The 19,554-nt window shown below is 64.9% G+C and carries 16 protein-coding genes, 3 tRNA genes and 1 pseudogene; 16 read left to right on the forward strand and 4 right to left on the reverse strand.

Annotated elements, in window-relative coordinates; genetic code table 11:
• Window positions 1-238: 238 nt before the first annotated feature.
• Window positions 239-3,082: a DUF349 domain-containing protein gene (locus R2R70_RS18455; protein WP_248381071.1), complete on the forward strand. Its 2,844-nt coding sequence runs from the start codon at window positions 239-241 to the stop codon at window positions 3,080-3,082.
• Between the two features lie 151 nt (window positions 3,083-3,233).
• On the opposite strand, the gene phbB is transcribed toward R2R70_RS18455, so the two are convergent.
• The gene (gene phbB, locus R2R70_RS18460) at window positions 3,234-3,980 is read right to left on the reverse strand and encodes an acetoacetyl-CoA reductase (protein ID WP_043336510.1); all 747 of its coding nucleotides are present in this window, start codon (window positions 3,978-3,980) and stop codon (window positions 3,234-3,236) included.
• Window positions 3,981-4,350: 370 nt separating this feature from the next.
• Between phbB and R2R70_RS18465 the strand changes: the two genes are divergently transcribed.
• The 5 genes from R2R70_RS18465 (at window position 4,351) to R2R70_RS18485 (ending at window position 6,427) form a co-directional block, all read left to right on the forward strand.
• A tRNA-Met gene (locus R2R70_RS18465) sits at window positions 4,351-4,427 on the forward strand.
• Between the two features lie 53 nt (window positions 4,428-4,480).
• A tRNA-Met gene (locus R2R70_RS18470) sits at window positions 4,481-4,557 on the forward strand.
• 43 nt (window positions 4,558-4,600) lie between these two features.
• Window positions 4,601-4,677: transfer RNA gene (locus tag R2R70_RS18475), tRNA-Met, on the forward strand.
• A gap of 170 nt (window positions 4,678-4,847) precedes the next feature.
• Window positions 4,848-5,327 carry an EVE domain-containing protein gene (locus R2R70_RS18480; RefSeq protein WP_410978685.1) on the forward strand — a complete coding sequence of 160 codons (480 nt, stop codon included), beginning with the start codon at window positions 4,848-4,850 and terminating at the stop codon, window positions 5,325-5,327.
• Between the two features lie 134 nt (window positions 5,328-5,461).
• Window positions 5,462-6,427: a tetratricopeptide repeat protein gene (locus R2R70_RS18485; protein ID WP_410978686.1), complete on the forward strand. Its 966-nt coding sequence runs from the start codon at window positions 5,462-5,464 to the stop codon at window positions 6,425-6,427.
• Window positions 6,428-7,040: 613 nt separating this feature from the next.
• On the opposite strand, the gene R2R70_RS18490 is transcribed toward R2R70_RS18485, so the two are convergent.
• Window positions 7,041-8,195: a MalY/PatB family protein gene (locus R2R70_RS18490; protein ID WP_216059992.1), complete on the reverse strand. Its 1,155-nt coding sequence runs from the start codon at window positions 8,193-8,195 to the stop codon at window positions 7,041-7,043.
• A 120-nt stretch (window positions 8,196-8,315) separates the two neighbouring features.
• On the opposite strand from R2R70_RS18490, the gene R2R70_RS18495 reads away from it, so the two are divergent.
• The 9 genes and pseudogenes from R2R70_RS18495 (at window position 8,316) to R2R70_RS18535 (ending at window position 15,285) form a co-directional block, all read left to right on the forward strand.
• Window positions 8,316-8,741, forward strand: a complete 426-nt coding sequence (locus R2R70_RS18495) for a hypothetical protein (protein ID WP_043336524.1) — start codon at window positions 8,316-8,318, stop codon at window positions 8,739-8,741.
• 502 nt (window positions 8,742-9,243) lie between these two features.
• Complete coding sequence (locus tag R2R70_RS18500) at window positions 9,244-9,681, forward strand: universal stress protein (RefSeq protein ID WP_043336528.1); 438 nt, start codon at window positions 9,244-9,246, stop codon at window positions 9,679-9,681.
• Window positions 9,682-9,761: 80 nt separating this feature from the next.
• Complete coding sequence (locus R2R70_RS18505; RefSeq protein WP_054557282.1) at window positions 9,762-11,303, forward strand: alanine/glycine:cation symporter family protein; 1,542 nt, start codon at window positions 9,762-9,764, stop codon at window positions 11,301-11,303.
• Between the two features lie 216 nt (window positions 11,304-11,519).
• Window positions 11,520-12,542, forward strand: coding sequence for a zinc-binding dehydrogenase (locus tag R2R70_RS18510; RefSeq protein WP_317292351.1), 1,023 nt, complete (start codon window positions 11,520-11,522; stop codon window positions 12,540-12,542).
• Window positions 12,539-13,360, forward strand: coding sequence for a hypothetical protein (locus R2R70_RS18515; RefSeq protein ID WP_410978687.1), 822 nt, complete (start codon window positions 12,539-12,541; stop codon window positions 13,358-13,360). Before R2R70_RS18510 ends, R2R70_RS18515 begins: the two co-directional genes overlap by 4 nt.
• Before the next feature lie 47 nt (window positions 13,361-13,407).
• A pseudogene (locus R2R70_RS18520) lies at window positions 13,408-13,797 on the forward strand (acyl-CoA thioesterase); the annotation flags it as partial.
• Between the two features lie 95 nt (window positions 13,798-13,892).
• Window positions 13,893-14,372, forward strand: a complete 480-nt coding sequence (locus tag R2R70_RS18525; protein ID WP_054557284.1) for an aminoacyl-tRNA deacylase — start codon at window positions 13,893-13,895, stop codon at window positions 14,370-14,372.
• A 78-nt stretch (window positions 14,373-14,450) separates the two neighbouring features.
• Window positions 14,451-14,780, forward strand: a complete 330-nt coding sequence (locus R2R70_RS18530) for a hypothetical protein (RefSeq protein WP_043336543.1) — start codon at window positions 14,451-14,453, stop codon at window positions 14,778-14,780.
• Window positions 14,758-15,285 (forward strand): DUF501 domain-containing protein, encoded by a 528-nt coding sequence (locus tag R2R70_RS18535; RefSeq protein WP_043336547.1) that lies wholly within the window; start codon window positions 14,758-14,760, stop codon window positions 15,283-15,285. The genes R2R70_RS18530 and R2R70_RS18535 overlap by 23 nt, the downstream gene beginning before the upstream one ends.
• A gap of 97 nt (window positions 15,286-15,382) precedes the next feature.
• Here R2R70_RS18535 and R2R70_RS18540 read toward each other — a convergent pair whose 3' ends face one another.
• A complete protein-coding gene (locus tag R2R70_RS18540; protein WP_043336549.1) occupies window positions 15,383-16,723 on the reverse strand; it encodes a sodium-dependent transporter in 1,341 nt (446 codons plus the stop codon).
• Window positions 16,724-17,072: 349 nt separating this feature from the next.
• On the opposite strand from R2R70_RS18540, the gene R2R70_RS18545 reads away from it, so the two are divergent.
• Window positions 17,073-17,615, forward strand: a complete 543-nt coding sequence (locus R2R70_RS18545) for a TIGR00730 family Rossman fold protein (RefSeq protein ID WP_216059997.1) — start codon at window positions 17,073-17,075, stop codon at window positions 17,613-17,615.
• Window positions 17,616-17,759: 144 nt separating this feature from the next.
• On the opposite strand, the gene R2R70_RS18550 is transcribed toward R2R70_RS18545, so the two are convergent.
• On the reverse strand, window positions 17,760-19,541 hold the full coding sequence (locus R2R70_RS18550) for a GNAT family N-acyltransferase (protein WP_410978688.1): 1,782 nt from the start codon (window positions 19,539-19,541) through the stop codon (window positions 17,760-17,762).
• Between the last annotated feature and the right edge of the window lie 13 nt (window positions 19,542-19,554).

Raw genomic sequence — 19,554 nt, forward strand, 5'->3', positions numbered from 1 at the left:
CACTTGCCGACCTGTCACCCGCCGCCGGTCGCCCTGCACGCCGCCGCGCGCGTGCAATAAGGCACATCGATCGACATGCGATACCACACAACGGGGGGCTGTGACTGGTAAGATAGCGGGGTGACGAAATTCATGCGCCGTCACTCCGCCCACTCCGTCGTGCCCACCCGATTGCACCCGCCGAGTGTGCGGCCAATTGTTGCGCCCCTCTATTTTTTGCCTGGATAACCGCTCTCTCATGACCGGACTGCTCTCCCGCCTCACTGGCCGCCTGTTCACTCCTCGCTGGCAACACGCCAACCCTGCCATTCGCTCCGCTGCCACTGACCAGCTTGATCCGGAGATTCCAGACCAGCGCAAGATCCTGGAGACCCTGATTCTCGAAGATGACGCCCTGGAAGTGCGCCATGCCGCCCTGACGCGCATGCAATCTCCCGAGCGCCTGCTGCCGCTGCTCGACCGCGCCGATGGCCTGGTACGCGAGCGCCTGATCGAACTGTTGAGCGGCGGCCAGGATGCGCCCTCACTGTTGAGCCGTGAACAGCTGGTCGAGCGCCTCGACGATAGCGAACTGCTGTCCGCCGTGGCGTCCCGCGGCGACAACCAGCAACTGCGTCTGACCGCACTGAGCCGTCTGGAAGATGAAGAGGCGCTGATCCATCAGGCCTGCCACAACACCATCGCCGCCGTGCGCCATGCCGCTGCCGCCCGCATCACCAGCCAGGCCGGCCTCGAGCGTCTGGTGCGCGATGCCAAGCGTGACCGCCACGTGCAGCGTCAGGCGCGCGACACCCTCGCCCAGCGCCGTGCCGATGCCCAGCAGGCCGACGCGCTGGCCGCCAGCCGCGACAACCTGCTGCGCCAGATGGAAAAGCTGCCGCGTCAGGCATGGGAAGACAGTGTGCCCTCGCGTTACCGCTCGCTGCTGCGCGAGTGGGAGCGTCTGCCGGCCGCGGACTACGAGATTCAACAGCGCTTCGAAGAGGCGCGCCAGCAGGCGCACAAGGTCATCAGCGACCATGAGGCCCGCGAGGAAGCCATTCGCGCCCATGAGCGCCTGAGCGCCAACCTCAATACGCACCTGGAAGAGATTCTCAGCGCCGTGGATCAGGCGCGGGAAGACCTCTACAGCCGCGACTGCGTCAATGACCACGACTTCGCCAGCCTGCAGGCCCAGCGCCGTCTGCAGGGAGAGCGCTGGAGCGAGTTGACCGACCAGTTCTCGGCCCCGGCCGAACTGCTCGAACGTCAGCAGCGCCTGCAACAGCAGCTTCAGGATGCTCTCGATGCCTGGCATCGCCATCAGCTGTGCCAGGGCGAGCTGGATGCCGCGCTGGTCGACAATGACATCGACCAGCTGCGTCGTCTGGAAAGCGAAGTGGCCTGGCCTGCGGGTCTGCCGCAGACCGCCAGCCTGAGTGCGGTGCGTCAGGCGATCAGCGCGGCGCAGCCAGAAGAGCCGACAGAGGCAGCGCAAGAGCAGGACGCGCTCGATGGCAGCCCTGCACAAGACGCCGAGTCAGCCGACGCCTCCCGCGCGGCCGACGGCAAGGCGAGCCTGGATCTGGACGCACTGGATGCCGAACTGGCACGCCTGGAAGCGGATCTCGATGCCGGCAAGCTCAAGCCGGCCAGCCGTCTGCATCGCTCACTGCGCGATCGCACCGAAGGCCAGCTCGACAATGCCCGCCAGACCCGCCTGCGCCAGCTGGGTGCGCGTGTCGCGGAACTCCGTGACTGGCAGAACTTCGTCGCGGCGCCCAAGCGCGAGCAACTGCTCGAGGCCATCACCACCCTGAGCGAGCGCGATGACATCAGCGATGAGCAGCGCGACCGCCAGCACCAGCAGCTGATTCAGCAATGGCGCGAGCTGGGTGATGCGGCCGCCAGCCGCGATGCCAGCCAGGCGTTCCGCACCGCCTCTGACGCCATCAAGCTGCGCCTGCGGGATTACCGCGAATCGCGCAAGCAGCTGCGTGAACACAATCTGGCCATGCGCGAAGCGCTCTGCGAGCAGCTCGAATCGCTCAACGGCCACGCCATGGACGATGCCGACCCCGACTCCCTGCGCCAGATCCGTGATCGCGCCCGTGAGGAATGGCGTCGCCACACGCCGGTGCCCGCAGGTCCCGGTCGCCAGCTGTCGCACCGCTTCGGTGAAGCACTGACGGCACTGCAGGGGCTGATCGACAGCCGCGCGGGCCAGATCGCCGCCGCCAAGCAGGCACTGGTCGATGCCGTCGAGGCACTGGCCAATGAGGACTCACCAGCACGTGCCCGCGCCGAACAGGCCAAGGCCCTGCAGAGTCGCTGGCGCGAGATGGGCCGCGCGCCCAAGGGCGAAGAGCAACGCCTGTGGGCCGCCTTCCGCGCGGCGTGTGATCGTATCTTCGCCGCGCGCGATCAGGACCGCGAAGACCGCGACAGCCGCGAGCAGGCACGTCTGGATCAGTGGCAGGCGCTGATCGAACGTCTCGACAGCTGGGAGCCGGAGACGCTGGAAGACGCCGCCCTGCTCGATGACGCCCTGAAGGAAGCCGACACCCTTGGCCCGCTGCCGCGCGGCAAGCGGGGCGACGGCATGCGTCGTCGCTGGACCGGCATTCTCAAGCGTCGTGAGCAGCGTCTGGATGAACTGCACGCCCTGCAGCTGCGCGAGGAATGGCAGCAATGGCGTGATCTGCTCGAACAGCACGCCGTGGCGGATGCCAGCGCGCGCAACGGCGACGTGCAGGATGTCGAGCTGCCGAACACCTCGGCCTTCGACGACAACAGCCGTCAGGCCAATGCGGCGCGCAACCAGATGCGCCAGGCCCTGCCGAGCAACTGCAGCGCCGCCAATGAGCGCCTGGCCGAGCTGCGTGTCCACCTGGCCATTCTGTTCGAGGCCCCGCTGGGCAGCGAAGATGAATCACGCCGCCTGACCGTGCAGGTCGCGCGCATCAACCAGCAGCTGGGCGAGCGCATGGAACGTGAAGAAGAGCTGGATGAGGTGCTGGATGCGCTGCTCGCCAACGGTCCGCTGGACTGGGACGCCTGGCAGACCGAACTGCCGCGCTTCGATGCGCTGTTCAATCACTGAGCCTGTGCTCTTGAGCTGGTGACGACGCGCTCGCAAGATTGAAGTCATGGCAACGAAAAGCCCCCGTCTCGATAGAGACGGGGGCTTTTTCATTCTCTTGCCAGAGGGGGCCGGGTGCCAACCCTGCTCTGGCTCGCGCTAGCGCAGAGCATCAGCCCATGAACTGGCCGCCATTGATATCCAGGTTGGCACCGGTGATGAAGCCGGATTTCTCGTCGGCCAGGAAGGCGACCGCACGTGCGATCTCGTCCGGCTGACCATAACGCTTGACCGGGATGGTCTCGCGGATCGATTCACGGATCTCTTCGGGGATCTTCATGATCATGTCGGTGGCGATGTAGCCCGGTGACAGGGTGTTGACGGTAATGCCCTTGGTCGCGGTTTCCTGCGCCAGCGCCATGGTCAGACCATGCATGCCCGCCTTGGCGGCCGAGTAGTTGACCTGCCCGAACTGGCCCTTGCGGCCATTGATGGAGGAGATGTTCACGATGCGGCCGTACTTGTGCTCCAGCATGTCATTGATGACGGCACGGCAGGTGTTGAAGACGCTGTCGAGGTTGCAGTTGATGACTTCGCGCCACTGCTCATAGCTCATCTTGCGCATGGAGGTATCACGCGTGATGCCGGCGCAGTTGACCAGAACCGCGATCGGACCGAAGCGCTCGCGGATTTCGTTGACGCCTGCCTGACAGGCTTCGAAGTTGTCCAGCTCGATGCCGGACAGTGCGATGTTCTCGAACCCGGCAGCGCGCTGTTCCGACAGCCACCCCTCTGCCTTTTCCTTGTTCCTGTAACCCGCAATTACCTGATACCCCTGGTTCGCCAGCTCGCGGCAGATAGCGGAACCAATGCCACCGGTACCACCGGTAACCCATGCGACGGGTGCTGTTTGTGTCATCTTATTGTGTCTCCCTAATCCTGGAACGTCCTGTGTCCTTGGCTTGGGCACAGCCTGGCGAATCTGCGGACACCCCCGCCCTGAGAAAACGAGAATGCCTGCAACGACAACAATGACCCGCGTCTCTAACAGCCTGATGACAATCGTGCACTCTGTGACGCCTGCCATCCGCCTGTGCGAGGCGCGTCCACCTCAGTATGGACAGGATGCAGCGGGAATGTATGTAGCAGATCTCTCACACAAGATGCCGATAATCGCTCAAGAGGCGCAGACGGGTTGGTGACGACTCACCGGACACGAGAAGTTTGCGTCAATTACGGGATAACGGTTGACGCAGCACTGTATATCCTTATACTACGCCCCACGTTGATGCGGGGTGGAGCAGTCTGGTAGCTCGTCGGGCTCATAACCCGAAGGTCATCGGTTCAAATCCGGTCCCCGCTACCACTGACAAGTCGTTGCCTATCAAGGTAATTGCCGGTCAGACACCAACGTAATGTTGCGGGATGGAGCAGTCTGGTAGCTCGTCGGGCTCATAACCCGAAGGTCATCGGTTCAAATCCGGTTCCCGCTACCAACCTCTGATGCGTCAGAGTTGGAGCAAAGGCAGTACCCAGTGTTGCGGGGTGGAGCAGTCTGGTAGCTCGTCGGGCTCATAACCCGAAGGTCATCGGTTCAAATCCGGTCCCCGCTACCAAGAATTCGAAAGGCCTGATGCCATGCATCAGGCCTTTTTCGTATGCGTGAAATTCCTGTGCGATGATGGCGAGGAAGCCGGTTCTCGGGCCTGGCTACCCCTATCCACACCGGGCCTCTTCACACCGGGCCCCTTCACACTCATCACGTCAGTCCCAAGGGAGTGCCTGCATGCGCCACTGGCTGGTCAAGACCGAACCCGATGCCTTCTCGCTGGATGACCTGCGCCGCGAATCACCGGCGCTCTGGGATGGCGTGCGCAACTACCAGGCGCGCAACTTCCTGCGTGAGATGCAGCTCGGTGATGTCGTGCTCATCCAGCACTCCAGCTGCAAGGTGCCTGCGGTGGTCGGACTGGCCATCGTCAGCGAACTCGCCCTGCCCGACCCGACGGCCAGTGATCCTGAGCACAAGGGCTTCGACCCACGTCAGGTGGCGGATATCGATGCCGACAAGCCTCCGCGCTGGGTCGCCCCGCGTCTGAGCTACCTTCGCCCGCTGCGCACCACCCTGCCCATCGCGCGCCTGAAGGCCCGACCCGAGCTGGCGGACAGCCACCTGGTGCGCCGCGCACGCCTGTCCGTGATGCCGCTCAGCGAGAGCGAAGCCGCCTGCATCGCCAGCCTGGCCGACGACACCCTGCTGCCGTGAACCGACGCGCCCGGGGCGCTCGCGCCAGGAAGTGTCCGGCAGCGCCTTGAACTCCACTGCGACGGGCCGCATCATCAGGCCAACCGGCTCGCACGCGAGCCTTGAATCGCAGACAGAATTTCGGGGCATGCACCATGATCATCGATCCCAATACCGGCCAGCCACTGACCGGCAATGACACCACCGCCGCCCAGCCACAAGGGGTGGTCGGCGGCGGTGCCGCCAGTGCACCGCGCCAGGCAGAAGACGCCAACACCTACATCATCGATGTGGACATGAGCAATCTTCAGCAGGTGCTGGAAGCCTCACAGCAAGTGCCGGTACTGCTGGATTGCTGGTCGCCGCAGAGCGAGCATTGCCTCGTCCTGACGCCGATCCTCGAGAAGCTGGCACGTGAATATGCGGGCGGCTTCATCCTGGCCAAGCTGAACGCCGAGGAACAGCAGGACATCGCCGCTCAGCTGGGCGTGCGCTCGGTGCCGGACGTCAAGCTGGTCATCCAGGGCGGTCTGGCAGGCAACTTCACCGGCGCACGTCCGGAAGCCGAGATTCGCCAGTTCCTCGAGCAGCACAAGGTCCAGCCGGCGGCAGGAGCAGGTCCCAGCCTCGCGGAGCAGGCGGCCACTGCACTGGAAAGCGGCGACCTCGTCACCGCCAAGGCGCTGTATCAGCAGCTGGCGCAGGAATCCCCCGAGACGCCGGAATACCACATCCACCTCGCCTCGGTGCTGGTCGCCGAAGGCAATGGTGAAGAGGCCCGTCAGCTGCTGGATTCCCTCAAGCCGGAAGACCGTGATGGTGCCCAGGCGCGTGGCGTACGCGCACGCATCGACTTCATCGCCGAGGCACCGTCTCCCGAAGAGGTGCAGGCGATGATCGAGCGGGACGACAGCGAAGCCCGCTACCAGCGCGCCATGCGTGACCTGGCGGATGGCCATTACGAGCTGGCGCTGGATGCCCTGATCAGTCTGGTGAAGACCGACCGCCAGTACGGCGATGATCTGGCACGCAAGACGCTGCTGCGTGTCTTCGACGCCCTCGGCGCGACCCATGAGCTGACCGTGCGCTTCCGCCGCCAACTGTTCGCTCTGATGTACTGATCGTGCTGATGTACTGATCGTGCTGGTGCGCTGACCGTATCAATGAGTTGATCACGCCACGCAGACGACAAGGCCCCGCCTCCGGTAAAGGAAGCGGGGCCTTGTCATTGAGGGCCTGCCGTCGCGCCGATTCAAGGGCTAACGACGGCTCCAGCCCTTGAGAAGCGAGGGGCGAGCACGCGATTCGCGCACGCTGGGCGGAAAGTCCACCTCTAGTTCCTGGCCCGCAGACTTCACGGCGTCTGGCGCAGACGGGGTGGCAGATGACGCCGCGGGAGCACGGCAGCGGGAAGATGGCGGCGACGAACGCGCCAGGCGCAGGCTCCCACCCTGACAACACCATTCACGACAGGCCGTCACGCCTGCATCCCTGCTTGCTGGGCGCCCCTGTCGCGGCGTCTCTGCCACCTCATGTCTCATCGTCGCATCTCCTGATGACAAGCCCCTCCCGATGAGCGGCCTGGCTTCAGAGTTGACGATAATGATTCTCAATTCAAGTTTGCGATGAGCGATAGCTGCCAACGAAACGCCGCAGACTGACCCAGATCAACTCCGGCTCTCTCGACTCCCCTTCTCGGCCGCCTCGCTCGCCCCCGCGATCCCTTCGCCAACCTCAGCCCTTCTGCAGGCGCTCATCCATCTGCTGCAGCGCCTTCTCCAGCTGCACGCGCGTGGTGCCGTAGTTCAAGCGCACGAAGCCCGGCCAGCCGAAGTCTGCGCCATCCGACAGCGCGACATCGCACTCCTCGAGCAGGGTCTGCTGCGGAGACTCCCCGAGCCCTGCCTTGCGCATATCCAGCCAGGCCAGATAGGTGGCCTGCGGGCGCGACATGCTGACACCGTCCCAACGTGCCACATGGCTTTCCAGCAGATCGAGGTTGTCACGCAGCACGCTCAGCAACTCCTGACGCCAAGGCTCACCCTCGCGCCACGCCGCTTCGGTTGCGGCCATGCCCAGCACATTGCTATCGGGCATCAAGCCATTGGCGGCGCCGGTGAAGCGTGCACGCAGCTTGGGATCGGTGATCACCGCGCAGGCAAACGTAAGCCCGGCGGTGTTGAAGGTCTTGGAGGGCGCCCACAGAGTCACGCAGCGCGCCGCCAGTCGCTCGCTCAGGCTGGCCAGCGGAATATGGCGGGCCGTCGGGTCCACCACCAGATCCGCATGCAGCTCATCGGAGACCACCAGAAGATCGTGACGCTCGACCAGCTCCGCCAGCGCCTCGAGCTCTTCCTCGCGCCAGACGCGGCCGGTAGGATTGTGCGGGTGGCACCATAGCAGCAGCTCGGTCTCGGGCGTGATGGCCGCTTCCAGCGCCTCCAGATCCAGACGCCAGGGGCCGCCTTGCGTCTCGGGCTCTGCCAGCGGCGCCATCTGTGCCAGTCGCCCGGTCTTCTGGGCCACCTTGAGGAAGGGCGGGTAGATCGGGGTCGTCGTGACCACGCCCGCGCCGGGAGAGGTCAATGCCAGACTGGCCAGATGCAAGGCCGGCACCACGCCCGGCAGCCAGACGATGGCGTCACGCGGCACCTCCCAGCCATAATGCTCGCGACTCCAGTCACACAGGCTGTCATCGAGGCCCTCCGACGGCTTGGCATAGCCGTAGACCGGGTGCGCCACTCGCTCGGCCAGCGCTCGCGTCACGGCGGGCGGGGCGCTGAAGTCCATGTCGGCGATCCAGAGGGGCATGACGTCCGAGGCGTAGCGATCCCACTTCTGGGAAGGATACTGGCGTCGATCGAGCGGGGTGATGAAATCGAATGGCAAGATGGAGTCTCCCTGTGGCGGGCAAATTTGGCAGGCAACGCGAGCTGTGCTCTCGACTCACGCCGCCTTCGGGCGGCGAGAAGAATACCTGTGGACCAACTACAGCATAAGGCTTTGTGCATGTCTGAAGACACCTTTTACCCACAGGCCCAGCGCGGGCTGCCCGGTCTGTTGCGTGCCTGGCTGACCCATGGCCGCGGCGACAGCGAGCGCCTCGCCGTGCTGCTGGCCGATACCGCGCGCGTCGCAAGTCTTGGCCAGCCCGCCAGCAATCCCGATGGCGAGACGCTGGAGCAGTGGGCCGCAGAGGGCGGTGCGCCGCTGTGGGCACCCAAGGCAGCGCTGTTCCTGTTGATGCAGATGCCGGCACGCCCGGTGCCGCAGGGCCCGGATGACGCCTGCGCCTGGGCCTATTGCTGGTTGCGCATGCGCGAACACGACAGTCCCACGGCCGCCCTGATGGCGCTGCCGGAACACCTGCGTCAGCCGCTGGCCTGGCCCATCGAAGCCGCCTGGCAAGACCTGACGCATCAGCGGCTGATCTAGCCGCATCGATTTTGAACACTCGCAGCGCTGTTGGTGAGCAGCGCTGCGTTTCTCTCCACTGCTCTGCTCCCTCACCGCCCTCTCCTCTGCTCTCCTTCCTCACCTCCCAACCCTCTGCTTTCCCTCCCCTGCTTACCCTCTCTTGCCCGCTCTATTCTCTTGTCCGCTCCCACTCCCGCCCCCTGCCACTGACAGCGATTCTGATGGTGACCCTGCTGGCGCCCTAAAGGACAGCTCGTCCTGCTCTCGGCATTGCTGACAGCCATGGGTAGCAGTTTTCTCAGCGAATATCGTCACCACCGGCTAATGGCGTAGCGGAAACCTGAGACTCGTCAACGCGTAACTGACGCCATTTCGTTTAATCATCGTTTTGTGAAGCGATACACCCGAAGGGATTTCTTGTGTGAGCGAGGAGTAAAGTTCTTTCAACCGCAACGAAACGGTAATTCAACAAGAATCCGCTGGCGCGACACGACGACCAGCAAGCTTCAGGAGAAGCTCCATGACCACCTCCCTGATTGTCGGACTGGATGGAACCCCGGGCGGCGACAGTGCCATTGCCTATGCCAAGCGAGTCGCCTCTCTGGTGGGCGCGGAAACCAGGATCATTCTCTGCTACGTGGTCGAATGGTCGCCCTACAGCTTCAACACGCCGGAAGAGAACGCCCAGCGTGCCAGCCGCCGTGAGAACGAGATCAAGCTGGCCCGCGAGCGCGTGCTGGCGCCTGCCATCAGCGAGCTGGAAAAGGAGGGCTATCAGGTCGAGGGGCGTGTCCGCCACGGCGATGCCGCCGAGATCCTCAGCCTGCTGGCGCGTGAAGTGAATGCCGAGCAGATCATCGTCGGCCGCAAGGGGGAAAGCGTGCGCTCACGCATCTTCGGCAGCGTGACCGCCCATCTGATTCAAGAGGCCTCGGTGCCCGTCACCATCGTTCCCTGAGACAGGCGCCTCCCGCACCCGCCGCCTGCAGAGATTCGCACCAGACAATAACGACAATTCGCTTTTCGAGGTTACCTCTCATGAGTCGATTCCGCTCCCTGGCCCCCTGGGCTGCCGCGATGGCAGCCCTCATGGCCGCAAGCTCTGCCCGTGCCGAAGGCATGGACCAGGCCATCAGTGACATCGTCGGACCGATCGTCAACCCGATCGTCTCGACCATCTTCTATTCCGTGCCGGTGGCCGGCACCCAGTTCCCGCTGATCGTCGGCTGGCTGATCATCGCGGCCGTCATCTTCACGCTCTATTTCGGCTTCGTGCAGTTCCGCCTGTTCGGCCATGCCATCCGTCTGGTCAAGGGCGACTACACCGACCCGAAGGATGAAGGCGAGGTATCCCACTTCCAGGCATTGGCCACGGCGCTGTCCGGCACGGTCGGCCTTGGCAACATCGCCGGCGTCGCGGTCGCCGTCTCGCTGGGCGGCCCGGGCGCGACCTTCTGGATGATTCTGGCCGGCCTGCTCGGCATGGCCTCCAAGTTCTGTGAATGTACGCTTGGCGTGAAGTACCGCAACGTCAATGCAGATGGCTCCATCTCCGGCGGCCCGATGTACTACCTGTCCAAGGGTTTCGCGGAAAACGGCAAGGCGGGTCTGGGCAAGATTCTGGCGATCTTCTTCGCCATCTGCGCCATCGGTGGCTCCATCGGCGGCGGCAACATGTTCCAGGCCAACCAGTCCTATCAGCAGGCCGTCAACGTCACCGGCGGTGATGCCAGCTTCCTGGTCGGCTACGGCTGGCTGTTCGGTCTCGTGATGGCCGCCATCGTCGGCATGGTCATCATCGGCGGCATCAAGTCCATCGCACGTGTCACCGAGAAACTGGTGCCGATGATGGCTGTCATCTACGTGATCGCGGCACTCATCATCCTCGGCTTCAACTTCAGTGCGATTCCGGCCGCCTTCGGCGCCATCATCGAAGGTGCCTTCGCACCGGTCGCGGTCGGCGGCGGTATCGTCGGCGTGCTGATCCAGGGCTTCAAGCGTGCTGCCTTCTCCAACGAAGCCGGTATCGGCTCCGCGGCCATCGCCCATTCTGCCGTCAAGACTTCCCAGCCGGCGACCGAAGGGATCGTCGCCCTGCTCGAACCGTTCATCGATACCGTCGTCATCTGCACCATGACCGCGCTGGTCATCGTCATCACCGGCGCCTACCAGGTCGAAGGCCTCGGCGGCGTCCAGCTGACCTCCTACGCCTTCGAGACCGCCTTCCCGTGGTTCCCGTATGTGCTGGCCCTGGCGGTGCTGATGTTCGCCTTCTCCACCATGCTGTCCTGGTCCTACTACGGCCTGAAGGCCTGGACCTACCTGTTCGGTGAGAGCAAGGGCTCCGAGATCGTCTACAAGCTGATCTTCCTCGCCTTCGTGGTCATCGGTTCCTCCATGAGTCTCGGCCCGGTCATCGACTTCTCCGACGCCATGATCTTCGCCATGTCCATCGCCAACATCATCGGCCTCTACTACCTGATGCCGGTCGTGAAGCGTGAGCTGGCCCAGTACATGGCCAAGCTGAAGTCCGGCGAGATCGCACCGGTCGACAAGGAGGCCAAGCGCCAGAACGCGTGATCCCCATCACGCCCAGGCGGGCCTGACACAGCCGTCAGCCGCCGCATGACCCAAGGCCCCTGCCCATCGGCAGGGGCTTTTTCGTTGTCGATCATGCAATTCCGTGCATTGGACGGCTGAAACCACCCAAGTCGGATTGCCGCAACGCAGCGCAATGGGTAGGGTGTGGCGCTAACTGGCCACACTGGCCGGAACCCGTATCAACGAGGACGTCTCATGCTCGCTTCCATGCATGCCATGGTGCTGCGCAATCCCGGCCCGGATGCCGACTTCGTGGCGACCGAATGCCCGCTACCCACTCCCGGCCCCGGCCAGGTGCGCATTCGTGTCGCTGCCTCCAGCGTCAATCCACTGGATCTCAAGCTGGCCAGCGGCCAGGTGCCTCTCCTGCCGCCAGCGCCCTGCGTGCTGCACGGCGACGTGGCCGGTGTGATCGATGCCGTCGGTGATGACGTGCTGGCCTTCTCGCCCGGCGACGAGGTGCTCGGCTTCGCCGGCGGTGTCGCCGCTCATCCGGGCGCGCTGGCGGATTACATGCTCGCCGATGAGCGCCTGATCACCCGCAAGCCGCGCCGCCTGAGCTTCATGGAAGCCGCCGCGTTGCCGGCAGTGTTCATCACCGCCTGGCAGGCACTGGTGGAGCGTGGCCAGCTGGAAGCGGGACAACGCGTGCTGATCCACGGCGGCGCCGGTGGCGTCGGCCATGTGGCATTGCAGATCGCCCGTTGCATCGGCGCGGAAGTCGCCACCACGGTCTCCAGCGATGACAAGGCCCGGGCAGCACGCGACTGCGGCGCGGACCACGTCATTCGCTACCGCGAGGAAGCCGTGGCCGATTACGTGGCCCGGCTGACGGGGGGCGAGGGCTTCGATCTGGTCTTCGACTGCGTCGGCGGCGACAACCTGGCCGCCAGCTTCGCCGCCAGCAAGCTGGGCGGACGCATCGTGACCATCAATGCGCGCACCACGGTGGACCTCTCACCGCTGCACGCCGGCAGCCGCAGTCTGGAAGTGCTGTCGATCCTGCTGCCGCTGACCGCTGGCATCGGGCATGAGCAGCAGCGCCAGGCGCTGGGCAAGCTGGTGGAACTGGTCGAGGAAGGCGAATTCAAGGTGCGCCTCGATGAGCGCCAGTTCGACTTCAGCGAGGTCGCCGAGGCCCATCGTCATCAGGCCTCCGGCACGGCAGTGGGCAAGATCTCGCTGGTGCGTCGTCAGTTCTGGGACGCCGCCCAATGAGCGCAGCGCTTCAGGGTGAGCTGGGCCTGCAACTGCTCAAGCTGCTGATCTCGGTGGCGGTGGTGATCGGGCTGTCATTGATCGCGGAGCGTCTCTCGACACGCATGGCCGGGCTGCTGTCCGGCTACCCGCTGGGCACGGCCATCACGCTGGGCTTCATCGGCGTGGAGATCTCTCCCGAGTTCGCCGGCCAGAGCGCCGTCTACACTCTGGCCGGCTTCTCCTCGACGCTGGCGCTGGGGGTCGGCTACTGGCTATGCGGGCGTGCACAAGGACTGCGCGGCGTCATCAATGGCACCCTGGGCGGCCTGCTGGGTTGGCTGCTCGCCAGTCTGGTGCTGGCGCAGTTCGAGTTCATGCGCGTCAGCGGCGTGATCGTAACGCTGATCGCCATCGTACTGTGCATGCGCCTCTATCGCGGCGTACCGGAGAGCACGGCGCGCAAGTCGCCCTTCTCCTGGGTCTCGCTGCTGGCGCGCGCCGGACTGGCCGCCGGCATCGTGTTCGGCATCACCGCGCTGGCCCATCTGCTGCCGCCCTCGTGGGCAGGCCTGGTGGCGGCCTTCCCGGTCACCATGTACCCGCTGCTGGTGATTCTGCATCTCACCCAGGGGCCAGTGGCCGTCGCGACCGTCATCAAGCACTACCCGGCCGGTCTTGGCTCGCTGCTGTGCTATGCGCTGGTGGTCTCGCTCAGTTACCCCGGCATGGGGGTCGGCCTGGGCACCCTGCTCGGTTTCATCGTGGCGACGGCGTGGCTGGGCGTGTTCACGCCGTTGCAACGTCGACTAGCCTCACGACGTACAGCCAGCGCCTGAGCTTCCTGATAGGCTGAAATGCCGCATGGATGCCCAGGAGCGATGACATGTACTTCAAGACGCTGGAACCGGCCTTCTACGACACCGATGCCCTCGGGCACGTCAACAACACGCGCCTGCCGGCCTGGTTCGAGTGGGCGCGCAATGACCTGTTCCGCGTCTTCGTGCCGGACCTCGACCCGCGCAAGTGGCCGCTGATCATGGCGCGCATCGAGGTCGACTTCCTCGCCGAGCTGCAATACGGCCAGCCGGTGGAGATTCGCACCTGGCTGTCGCGTCTCGGCGGCAGCTCCTTCACCGTGACCCAGGAAGCGTGGCAAAGCGGCGTCTGCGGCGCGCGTGGCCACTGCGTGCTGGTGCAGTTCGATCATCATGCCAAGCAGTCGCTGCCCATCGAGGGCGAGCTGCGCGCGACCCTGGTCAGCCATGTGCACGAACACACCGACAGCGCCGAACTGGATGTCCCGGCCCTGCGCGAGGCCGCCCGGGCACTCGGGACGCACAGCGCAGCCTCCGAGGGGAGCGTGCCGGCATGACACCCGCGCTCAAGCTGCTCAAGGGCAAGCCGCACCGCACACTCGAATATGCCCACGACCCGCGTGCCCCCGCCTACGGGGAAGAGGCTGCCCGCACGCTGGGGCTTGATCCCGCCCAGGTCTTCAAGACCCTCGTCTGCCAGCTGGAAGGCGGCAATGCACGTCAGCCGCTGGTGGTCGCCGTGGTGCCGGTCAGCGGTACGCTCGACCTCAAGGCATTGGCACGCGCCTGCGGGGCACGCAAGGCGGCACTGGCCGCGCATGAGGCCGCCGAACGTGCCACCGGCTATGTGGTCGGCGGCATCAGTCCGCTGGGGCAGAAGAAGCGCCTGCCACTGTGGGTCGATGACAGCGCCGCGACACAGGCGGAAATCTTCATCAGCGGCGGCCGTCGTGGACTGGAGATAGCGCTCGCCCCCGCGTTACTGTGTGAGCTGGGCAATGGTCAGTTCGCCCCGCTGGCCCGTGACGACTGATGGCCACGGGCCAGGCCCTGCATGATGGACTCTCCATGACGAGCACCCGCCATAGCACCGCGTCAGCGAGGAGGCCCGATGGGCATTCGCTACAGCAAGTGGATCTACCCGGACATGACCGAGCTGCATGCGCAGGTCGAGGCGGCGCTGGAGCACTGGTTCAGTGAGCGCTTCGCCGACTACCCGCACATCAGCTTGCCGGGCCTTGACCCCTACGATTATGATGGCTGGTTCAATCGTCTGGCCCCGGAGCTAATGGCGCGCGGCAGTGACTACTGCGAGCGCGAGTGGCATGGCTATGTGCCGAGCCCCCAGCAGCTCAACCAGGCTTTCTTCCGGGCCGTATCCCGGTCCAACAAGTGTGTGCTGGAGCCTGACCGCAAGCATGGTGATCCTGACCAATCATAGTCCCGACGCGCGGGAGCTCGAGATCATCGAGCGCCAGCTCGGACGCAAGCCGCGCGGCATCCAGGCCGTGGCCGCCACCGATGGCGAGGGCACTCCGCTGGTACTGCGCATGCATTCGCTGGTGGACGGCAAGCCCTTCCCGACCCTCTACTGGCTGTGCGATGAACGCCTCAAGATCTCGCTGTCACGCATCGAGGCCGAAGGCGTCATCAAGGGGCTGGAAGAACGCCTCAAGACCGACGAGGAACTGCTGGCGCGCTATCGTGCCAGCCATGAGGCCTATGTCGCCGAACGCTGGAGCTTCATGAGCGAGGCCGAGCGCAGCGCCATCGAGTCCCAGGGCTTCGCCGACCTGATGCGTGAACGTGGCGTCGGCGGTATCCGTGACTGGAATCAGGTGCGCTGCCTGCACACCCAGTACGCCCAGCATCTCGCCTACGCCGAGGGCAACGCCATCGGTCACTGGGTCGATGCCCATTACGACGTGCTGTCCGAGCTGCCCTGAGCTCTGGCGACGATCGAGCCGATGCCGTCGGCTTGAATGCAGAAGACGAAGAAGCCCGCCAATTGGCGGGCTTCTTGCGTCGTGACGAGTGTCAGGCCTACAGCGAGTGCGCGAAGACCAGCGCGATGCACAACGGGCAGATCAGGCGCACGTACCACGGCCAGATCTTCCAGAACAGGCTGGACTCGATGTCCGGCGCCCCGCTCTGAATCTCCTTGAGCAGCGCATGGCGCGACATCGCCCAGCCGACCAGCAGGCACATCACCAGCGCGACCAGCGGCTGGCTGTACTGGGTGGTCAACATGATCACCAGGCCGAACAGTGCCCCGAAGTTGGCGGCGATGGTCAGGCTGATGGCCATGATGGCGGCACCGACGGCCAGGGTGGCGGCACGCCGACCCAGCCAGCCACGCTCGACCACGAAGGACACCGGCACTTCCAGCATCGAGATGGAAGAGGTGATGCCCGCCACGCTCATCAGCGCGAAGAACGCCACCATCAGGATGTCACCCGCGCCACCCATCTGGCCGAACAGCGCCGGCAGCGTGTCGAACAGCAGGGTGTCCGAGCTCTTGAGCAGGCCATCGGCATCGAAGATCTCGACGCCCAGATGACGCGCGGCGTACATGGCCGGAATCACCAGCAGGCCGGCGAGGAAGGCGATGCCGACATCGATCAGCGTCACCAGCACGCCCAGACGCGGCAGGTTCTGCTCCGGCCCCAGATAGGAGCCGTAGATCAGCATCGCGCCCACGCCGAGAGACAGCGAGAAGAAGGCCTGGCCCATCGCGCTCAGCATCAGGTCGGCATCGAAGATACGGTCCCACTGCGGCGTCAGATAGACACTCAGGCCTTCATCGGCGCCCGGCAGGGTCAGCACGTAGCCGATCAGCCCGACCAGCAGCATCAGCAACAGCGGCATCAGACGCGTGGACCACTTCTCGATCCCGCCGCGCACGCCGCCGACCACGATCGCCATCGTCAAGGCGAGGAAGACCGCCGTCAGCGAGACATTGCGCGTGAAGTCGAAGGTGGTCAGCCAGCTGGCGGCGGAACTCATGCCCAGCGCCTCGCTGACCGGTGCGGCGGTATAGCCCAGCAGCCAGCCCGCGACGATGGCATAGAAGGCCAGGATCAGGCTGGCGGTCAGCATGCCTGCCCAGCCCGCCAGCGCGCCGAAGCGCTTGGTGATGCCTCGACCGAGACTCATGCTGGTGACGATGTTGGCCTGACCATGGCGGCCGATGACAAGCTCAGCCATCAAGGCCGGCCATGCCAGCAGGAAGGCCAGCACCAGATACATCACCACGAAGGCCCCGCCTCCGTTGTTGGCCGTCTGGGACGGAAAGCCCCATACGTTGCCAAGTCCTACTGCCGAACCAGCGGCGGCCATCAAGAAGCCCAGCCGACTGGCAAAGCGTCCGCGCACCTGCGCCATCTGCCTCTCCTGCCTTGTTGTTCCGCGTCCGTCGAAGACGACGTCGCGATGAGTCCACGCTCGCCGAAGGCGGCGTCGCGATGAGTTGGGGTGCATCCCGATGCAAGCTCACGGGGCGCCAGCGCCCGCCAGCCGTCGCCTGCGGGGGCGGCAAGGGTAGCAGAGCAGGCCCGCGAATGCAGGCGACAACGCCGAAAGTCAGCACGTACCCGCGTTGGCCACGGGGCAATGCCGAGTTCCTCACAGGCGTCATAGCGTCGCCGCACAACTCGCGTAGGATAGGAAGGACATGACATCAAGGCACGGCAGCCAGCAGTGAGCGCCGCCGAGAAACATTCAGGAGAGCAACATGCATCGCATCTGTGTCTATCTGGGCTCCCGCGAGGGCGTCTCCCCACAGCACCGCCAATTGGCCGAAGCCCTGGGCACGGCCATCGCCGAGCGCGGCTGGGGACTGGTCTACGGAGGCGCGCGCGCCGGGCTGATGGGGGCCTTGGCAGATGCCGCGCTGGCAGCGGGCGGTGAGGTGATCGGCGTGATCCCCCAGGCACTGGTACGCAACGAGAAGGCACATACCGGTCTGACGCGCTTGATCGAGGTGGCGGACATGCATGAGCGCAAGGCGCAGATGGCCGCACTGGCGGATGCCTTCGTGACCCTGCCCGGCGGGATTGGCACCCTGGAGGAATTGTTCGAGACCTGGACCTGGCAGTATCTGCGCTTTCACGCCAAGCCGATCGCCGTCCTCGACAGTGACGGCTTCTTCGCGCCCCTGCTCGAGTTTCTGGACCGCACCGTCGAGGCGGGCTTCCTCGATGCGGACACTCGCGCGCGCCTGATCAGCGAGCGCGAGATCGCGCCCCTGCTGGAGCGACTGGCACCCGAGACGTAAGACCTGAGGCCTGACGCGTCACTCCCCATCAAGCGCATGACGCTGGCGCCATGGGGAGTGACTCTGCGAGCGGCCGTCTCAGTTCAGCGCGCTCTTTCAGCAGTGCGCTCTTTCAGCAGCGCACAGTCTTAACAAATCGTCGCCTCAGCTCAGCACCGTCTCGCCAACAACCTCAACGGCCTCCTCCGAGGCGGCCTGCTGCTGAACGGGTTTGCCGATATAACGCGCCCGCTTGCTGGCGGTGACCTGCTCGACATCGACCATCACCAGGCCGTCGATGCAGTAACCGAAATCGGCGTCGACACTGAAATCGAGGAAGCGGGTGCCACCGGGCTCGGTGACCTCGGCGTACTGCTTGTAGAGCGTCGGCACCGTCACACCCATCGCATCCAGCTGGGCACGCAGGCGGCGGAAATCGCCATCGGCGTCCTGGCCATCGAACAGCCGCTCCGCTTCATGGGCGGCGCTGCCCGGCAGGCTCTGGGCGACCGGTGCCCGCGCACGCGCCAGCCCCTCATCATCCCCGTAGTAGTGACGGTAGTAGCTGACGATCAGTGCCCTGGCGGCCTCCGGATAGCTGTTGGAGAGCGTGACCGGGCCGAACAGCCAGCGAATCTCGGGATGACAGCGCAGATAGGCGCCCAGCCCCTGCCACAGGTAATCGAGGCTGCGCCGCCCCCAGTAGCGCGGCTGCACGAAGCTGCGCCCCAGCTCCAGACCGTCCTGCATGCGCTCGAACATCTCCGGCGTGAAGCGGAACAGGGTCGGGCTGTAGAGCCCCTTCTCGCCATGTGCCGCCATGATCTTGCGTACCTCTCCGATGCGATAGGCACCGGCGATCTCGAGATCGGCGTCATCCCACAGCACCAGATGCCGGTAGTGGGCGTCATAGCGATCGATATCGCGCCGCTCACCGGTGCCCTCGCCGACCCGCCGGAAACTGATCTCGCGCAGTCGCCCGATCTCGCGCATCACGCTGGAACCGGGGAAGGCATCGAACAGATAGATCTTCTTGCCGTCGCGGGTCTCGCCCAGCAGTTCACAGGGCGTCAGTTCCTCACGCAGCGCCTGGCGCTCCTCGGGATGGCCGATGGCCTTCTCGGTCACGAACAGGCCACGCTTGCCGCGCCCGATGCGATACAGGTGCTTGCGCAGCAGACGCGTCTTGGCGTTGGTATTGAGGGCATCACTGTCGAGGCGCTCCAGCGGAATCAGCTCGCCGATGCGCAGCTTGAGCTGACGCTCGCGCTGGCGAAACATCTCATGGGCCAGCAGGGGCGTGCCGAAGCTGCGGTTGATCGACGACAGCGCATAGAAGAGCGTCGAGTTGCGCCCGCTGACATGGATAGGCAGCACCGGCGCATTGGTCTTGCGCGCGAAATGCAGGAAGCCCGACAGCCACTTGCCGTCGCGTGGCCCGGTCGGGCCTGCACGCGAGACCTCGCCGGCCGGGAAGATGATCACAGCCTCTTCATTCATCAGCGCATCGCAGATCTGACCACTGCTCTTGCGATAGCCACGGCGACTGAGGTTGTCCAGCGGCAGCAGCAAGGGTGCCAGCGGCTCGACCTTCATCAGGATGTCGTTGGCGACGATCTTGACGTCGCGGCGCACTTCGCCGACCAGCTTGAGCAGTGCGAGGCCATCCAGTGATCCCAGCGGATGGTTGGCGACGATGACGACACGCCCGTAGGCCGGAATGTTCTCGCGCTCCCGCGAGGACACCGAGTAGCCGAAGGAGAAGTGATCGAGCACGCGGTCAATGAAGTCGAAGCCGCGCTGGTCCGAGTTCTCGCCGAGGAAGGCATTGATCTCGCCCTCATGCACCAGGCGCCGCAGCATGGCCAGAGCTGGCCGCCGGATCAGCGGGTGACGTTTGGCAAAGGCAGGATACTTGGCAGCGATGACGCGGGCAGTATCGATCATGCTCTCTCCTTGG

The organism is Cobetia sp. SIMBA_158 (assembly GCF_046566945.1).
Classification (GTDB): Bacteria; Pseudomonadota; Gammaproteobacteria; order Pseudomonadales; family Halomonadaceae; genus Cobetia; species Cobetia amphilecti.

Coding starts and splice junctions, on each gene's coding strand:
- R2R70_RS18455 (WP_248381071.1), top strand. CDS start 239: ATGACCGGACTGCTCTCCCGCCTCACTGGCCGCCTGTTCACTCCTCGC.
- phbB (WP_043336510.1), bottom strand. CDS start 3,980: ATGACACAAACAGCACCCGTCGCATGGGTTACCGGTGGTACCGGTGGC.
- R2R70_RS18480 (WP_410978685.1), top strand. CDS start 4,848: ATGCGCCACTGGCTGGTCAAGACCGAACCCGATGCCTTCTCGCTGGAT.
- R2R70_RS18485 (WP_410978686.1), top strand. CDS start 5,462: ATGATCATCGATCCCAATACCGGCCAGCCACTGACCGGCAATGACACC.
- R2R70_RS18495 (WP_043336524.1), top strand. CDS start 8,316: ATGTCTGAAGACACCTTTTACCCACAGGCCCAGCGCGGGCTGCCCGGT.
- R2R70_RS18500 (WP_043336528.1), top strand. CDS start 9,244: ATGACCACCTCCCTGATTGTCGGACTGGATGGAACCCCGGGCGGCGAC.
- R2R70_RS18505 (WP_054557282.1), top strand. CDS start 9,762: ATGAGTCGATTCCGCTCCCTGGCCCCCTGGGCTGCCGCGATGGCAGCC.
- R2R70_RS18510 (WP_317292351.1), top strand. CDS start 11,520: ATGCTCGCTTCCATGCATGCCATGGTGCTGCGCAATCCCGGCCCGGAT.
- R2R70_RS18515 (WP_410978687.1), top strand. CDS start 12,539: ATGAGCGCAGCGCTTCAGGGTGAGCTGGGCCTGCAACTGCTCAAGCTG.
- R2R70_RS18525 (WP_054557284.1), top strand. CDS start 13,893: ATGACACCCGCGCTCAAGCTGCTCAAGGGCAAGCCGCACCGCACACTC.
- R2R70_RS18530 (WP_043336543.1), top strand. CDS start 14,451: ATGGGCATTCGCTACAGCAAGTGGATCTACCCGGACATGACCGAGCTG.
- R2R70_RS18535 (WP_043336547.1), top strand. CDS start 14,758: ATGGTGATCCTGACCAATCATAGTCCCGACGCGCGGGAGCTCGAGATC.
- R2R70_RS18540 (WP_043336549.1), bottom strand. CDS start 16,723: ATGGCGCAGGTGCGCGGACGCTTTGCCAGTCGGCTGGGCTTCTTGATG.
- R2R70_RS18545 (WP_216059997.1), top strand. CDS start 17,073: ATGCATCGCATCTGTGTCTATCTGGGCTCCCGCGAGGGCGTCTCCCCA.
- R2R70_RS18550 (WP_410978688.1), bottom strand. CDS start 19,541: ATGATCGATACTGCCCGCGTCATCGCTGCCAAGTATCCTGCCTTTGCC.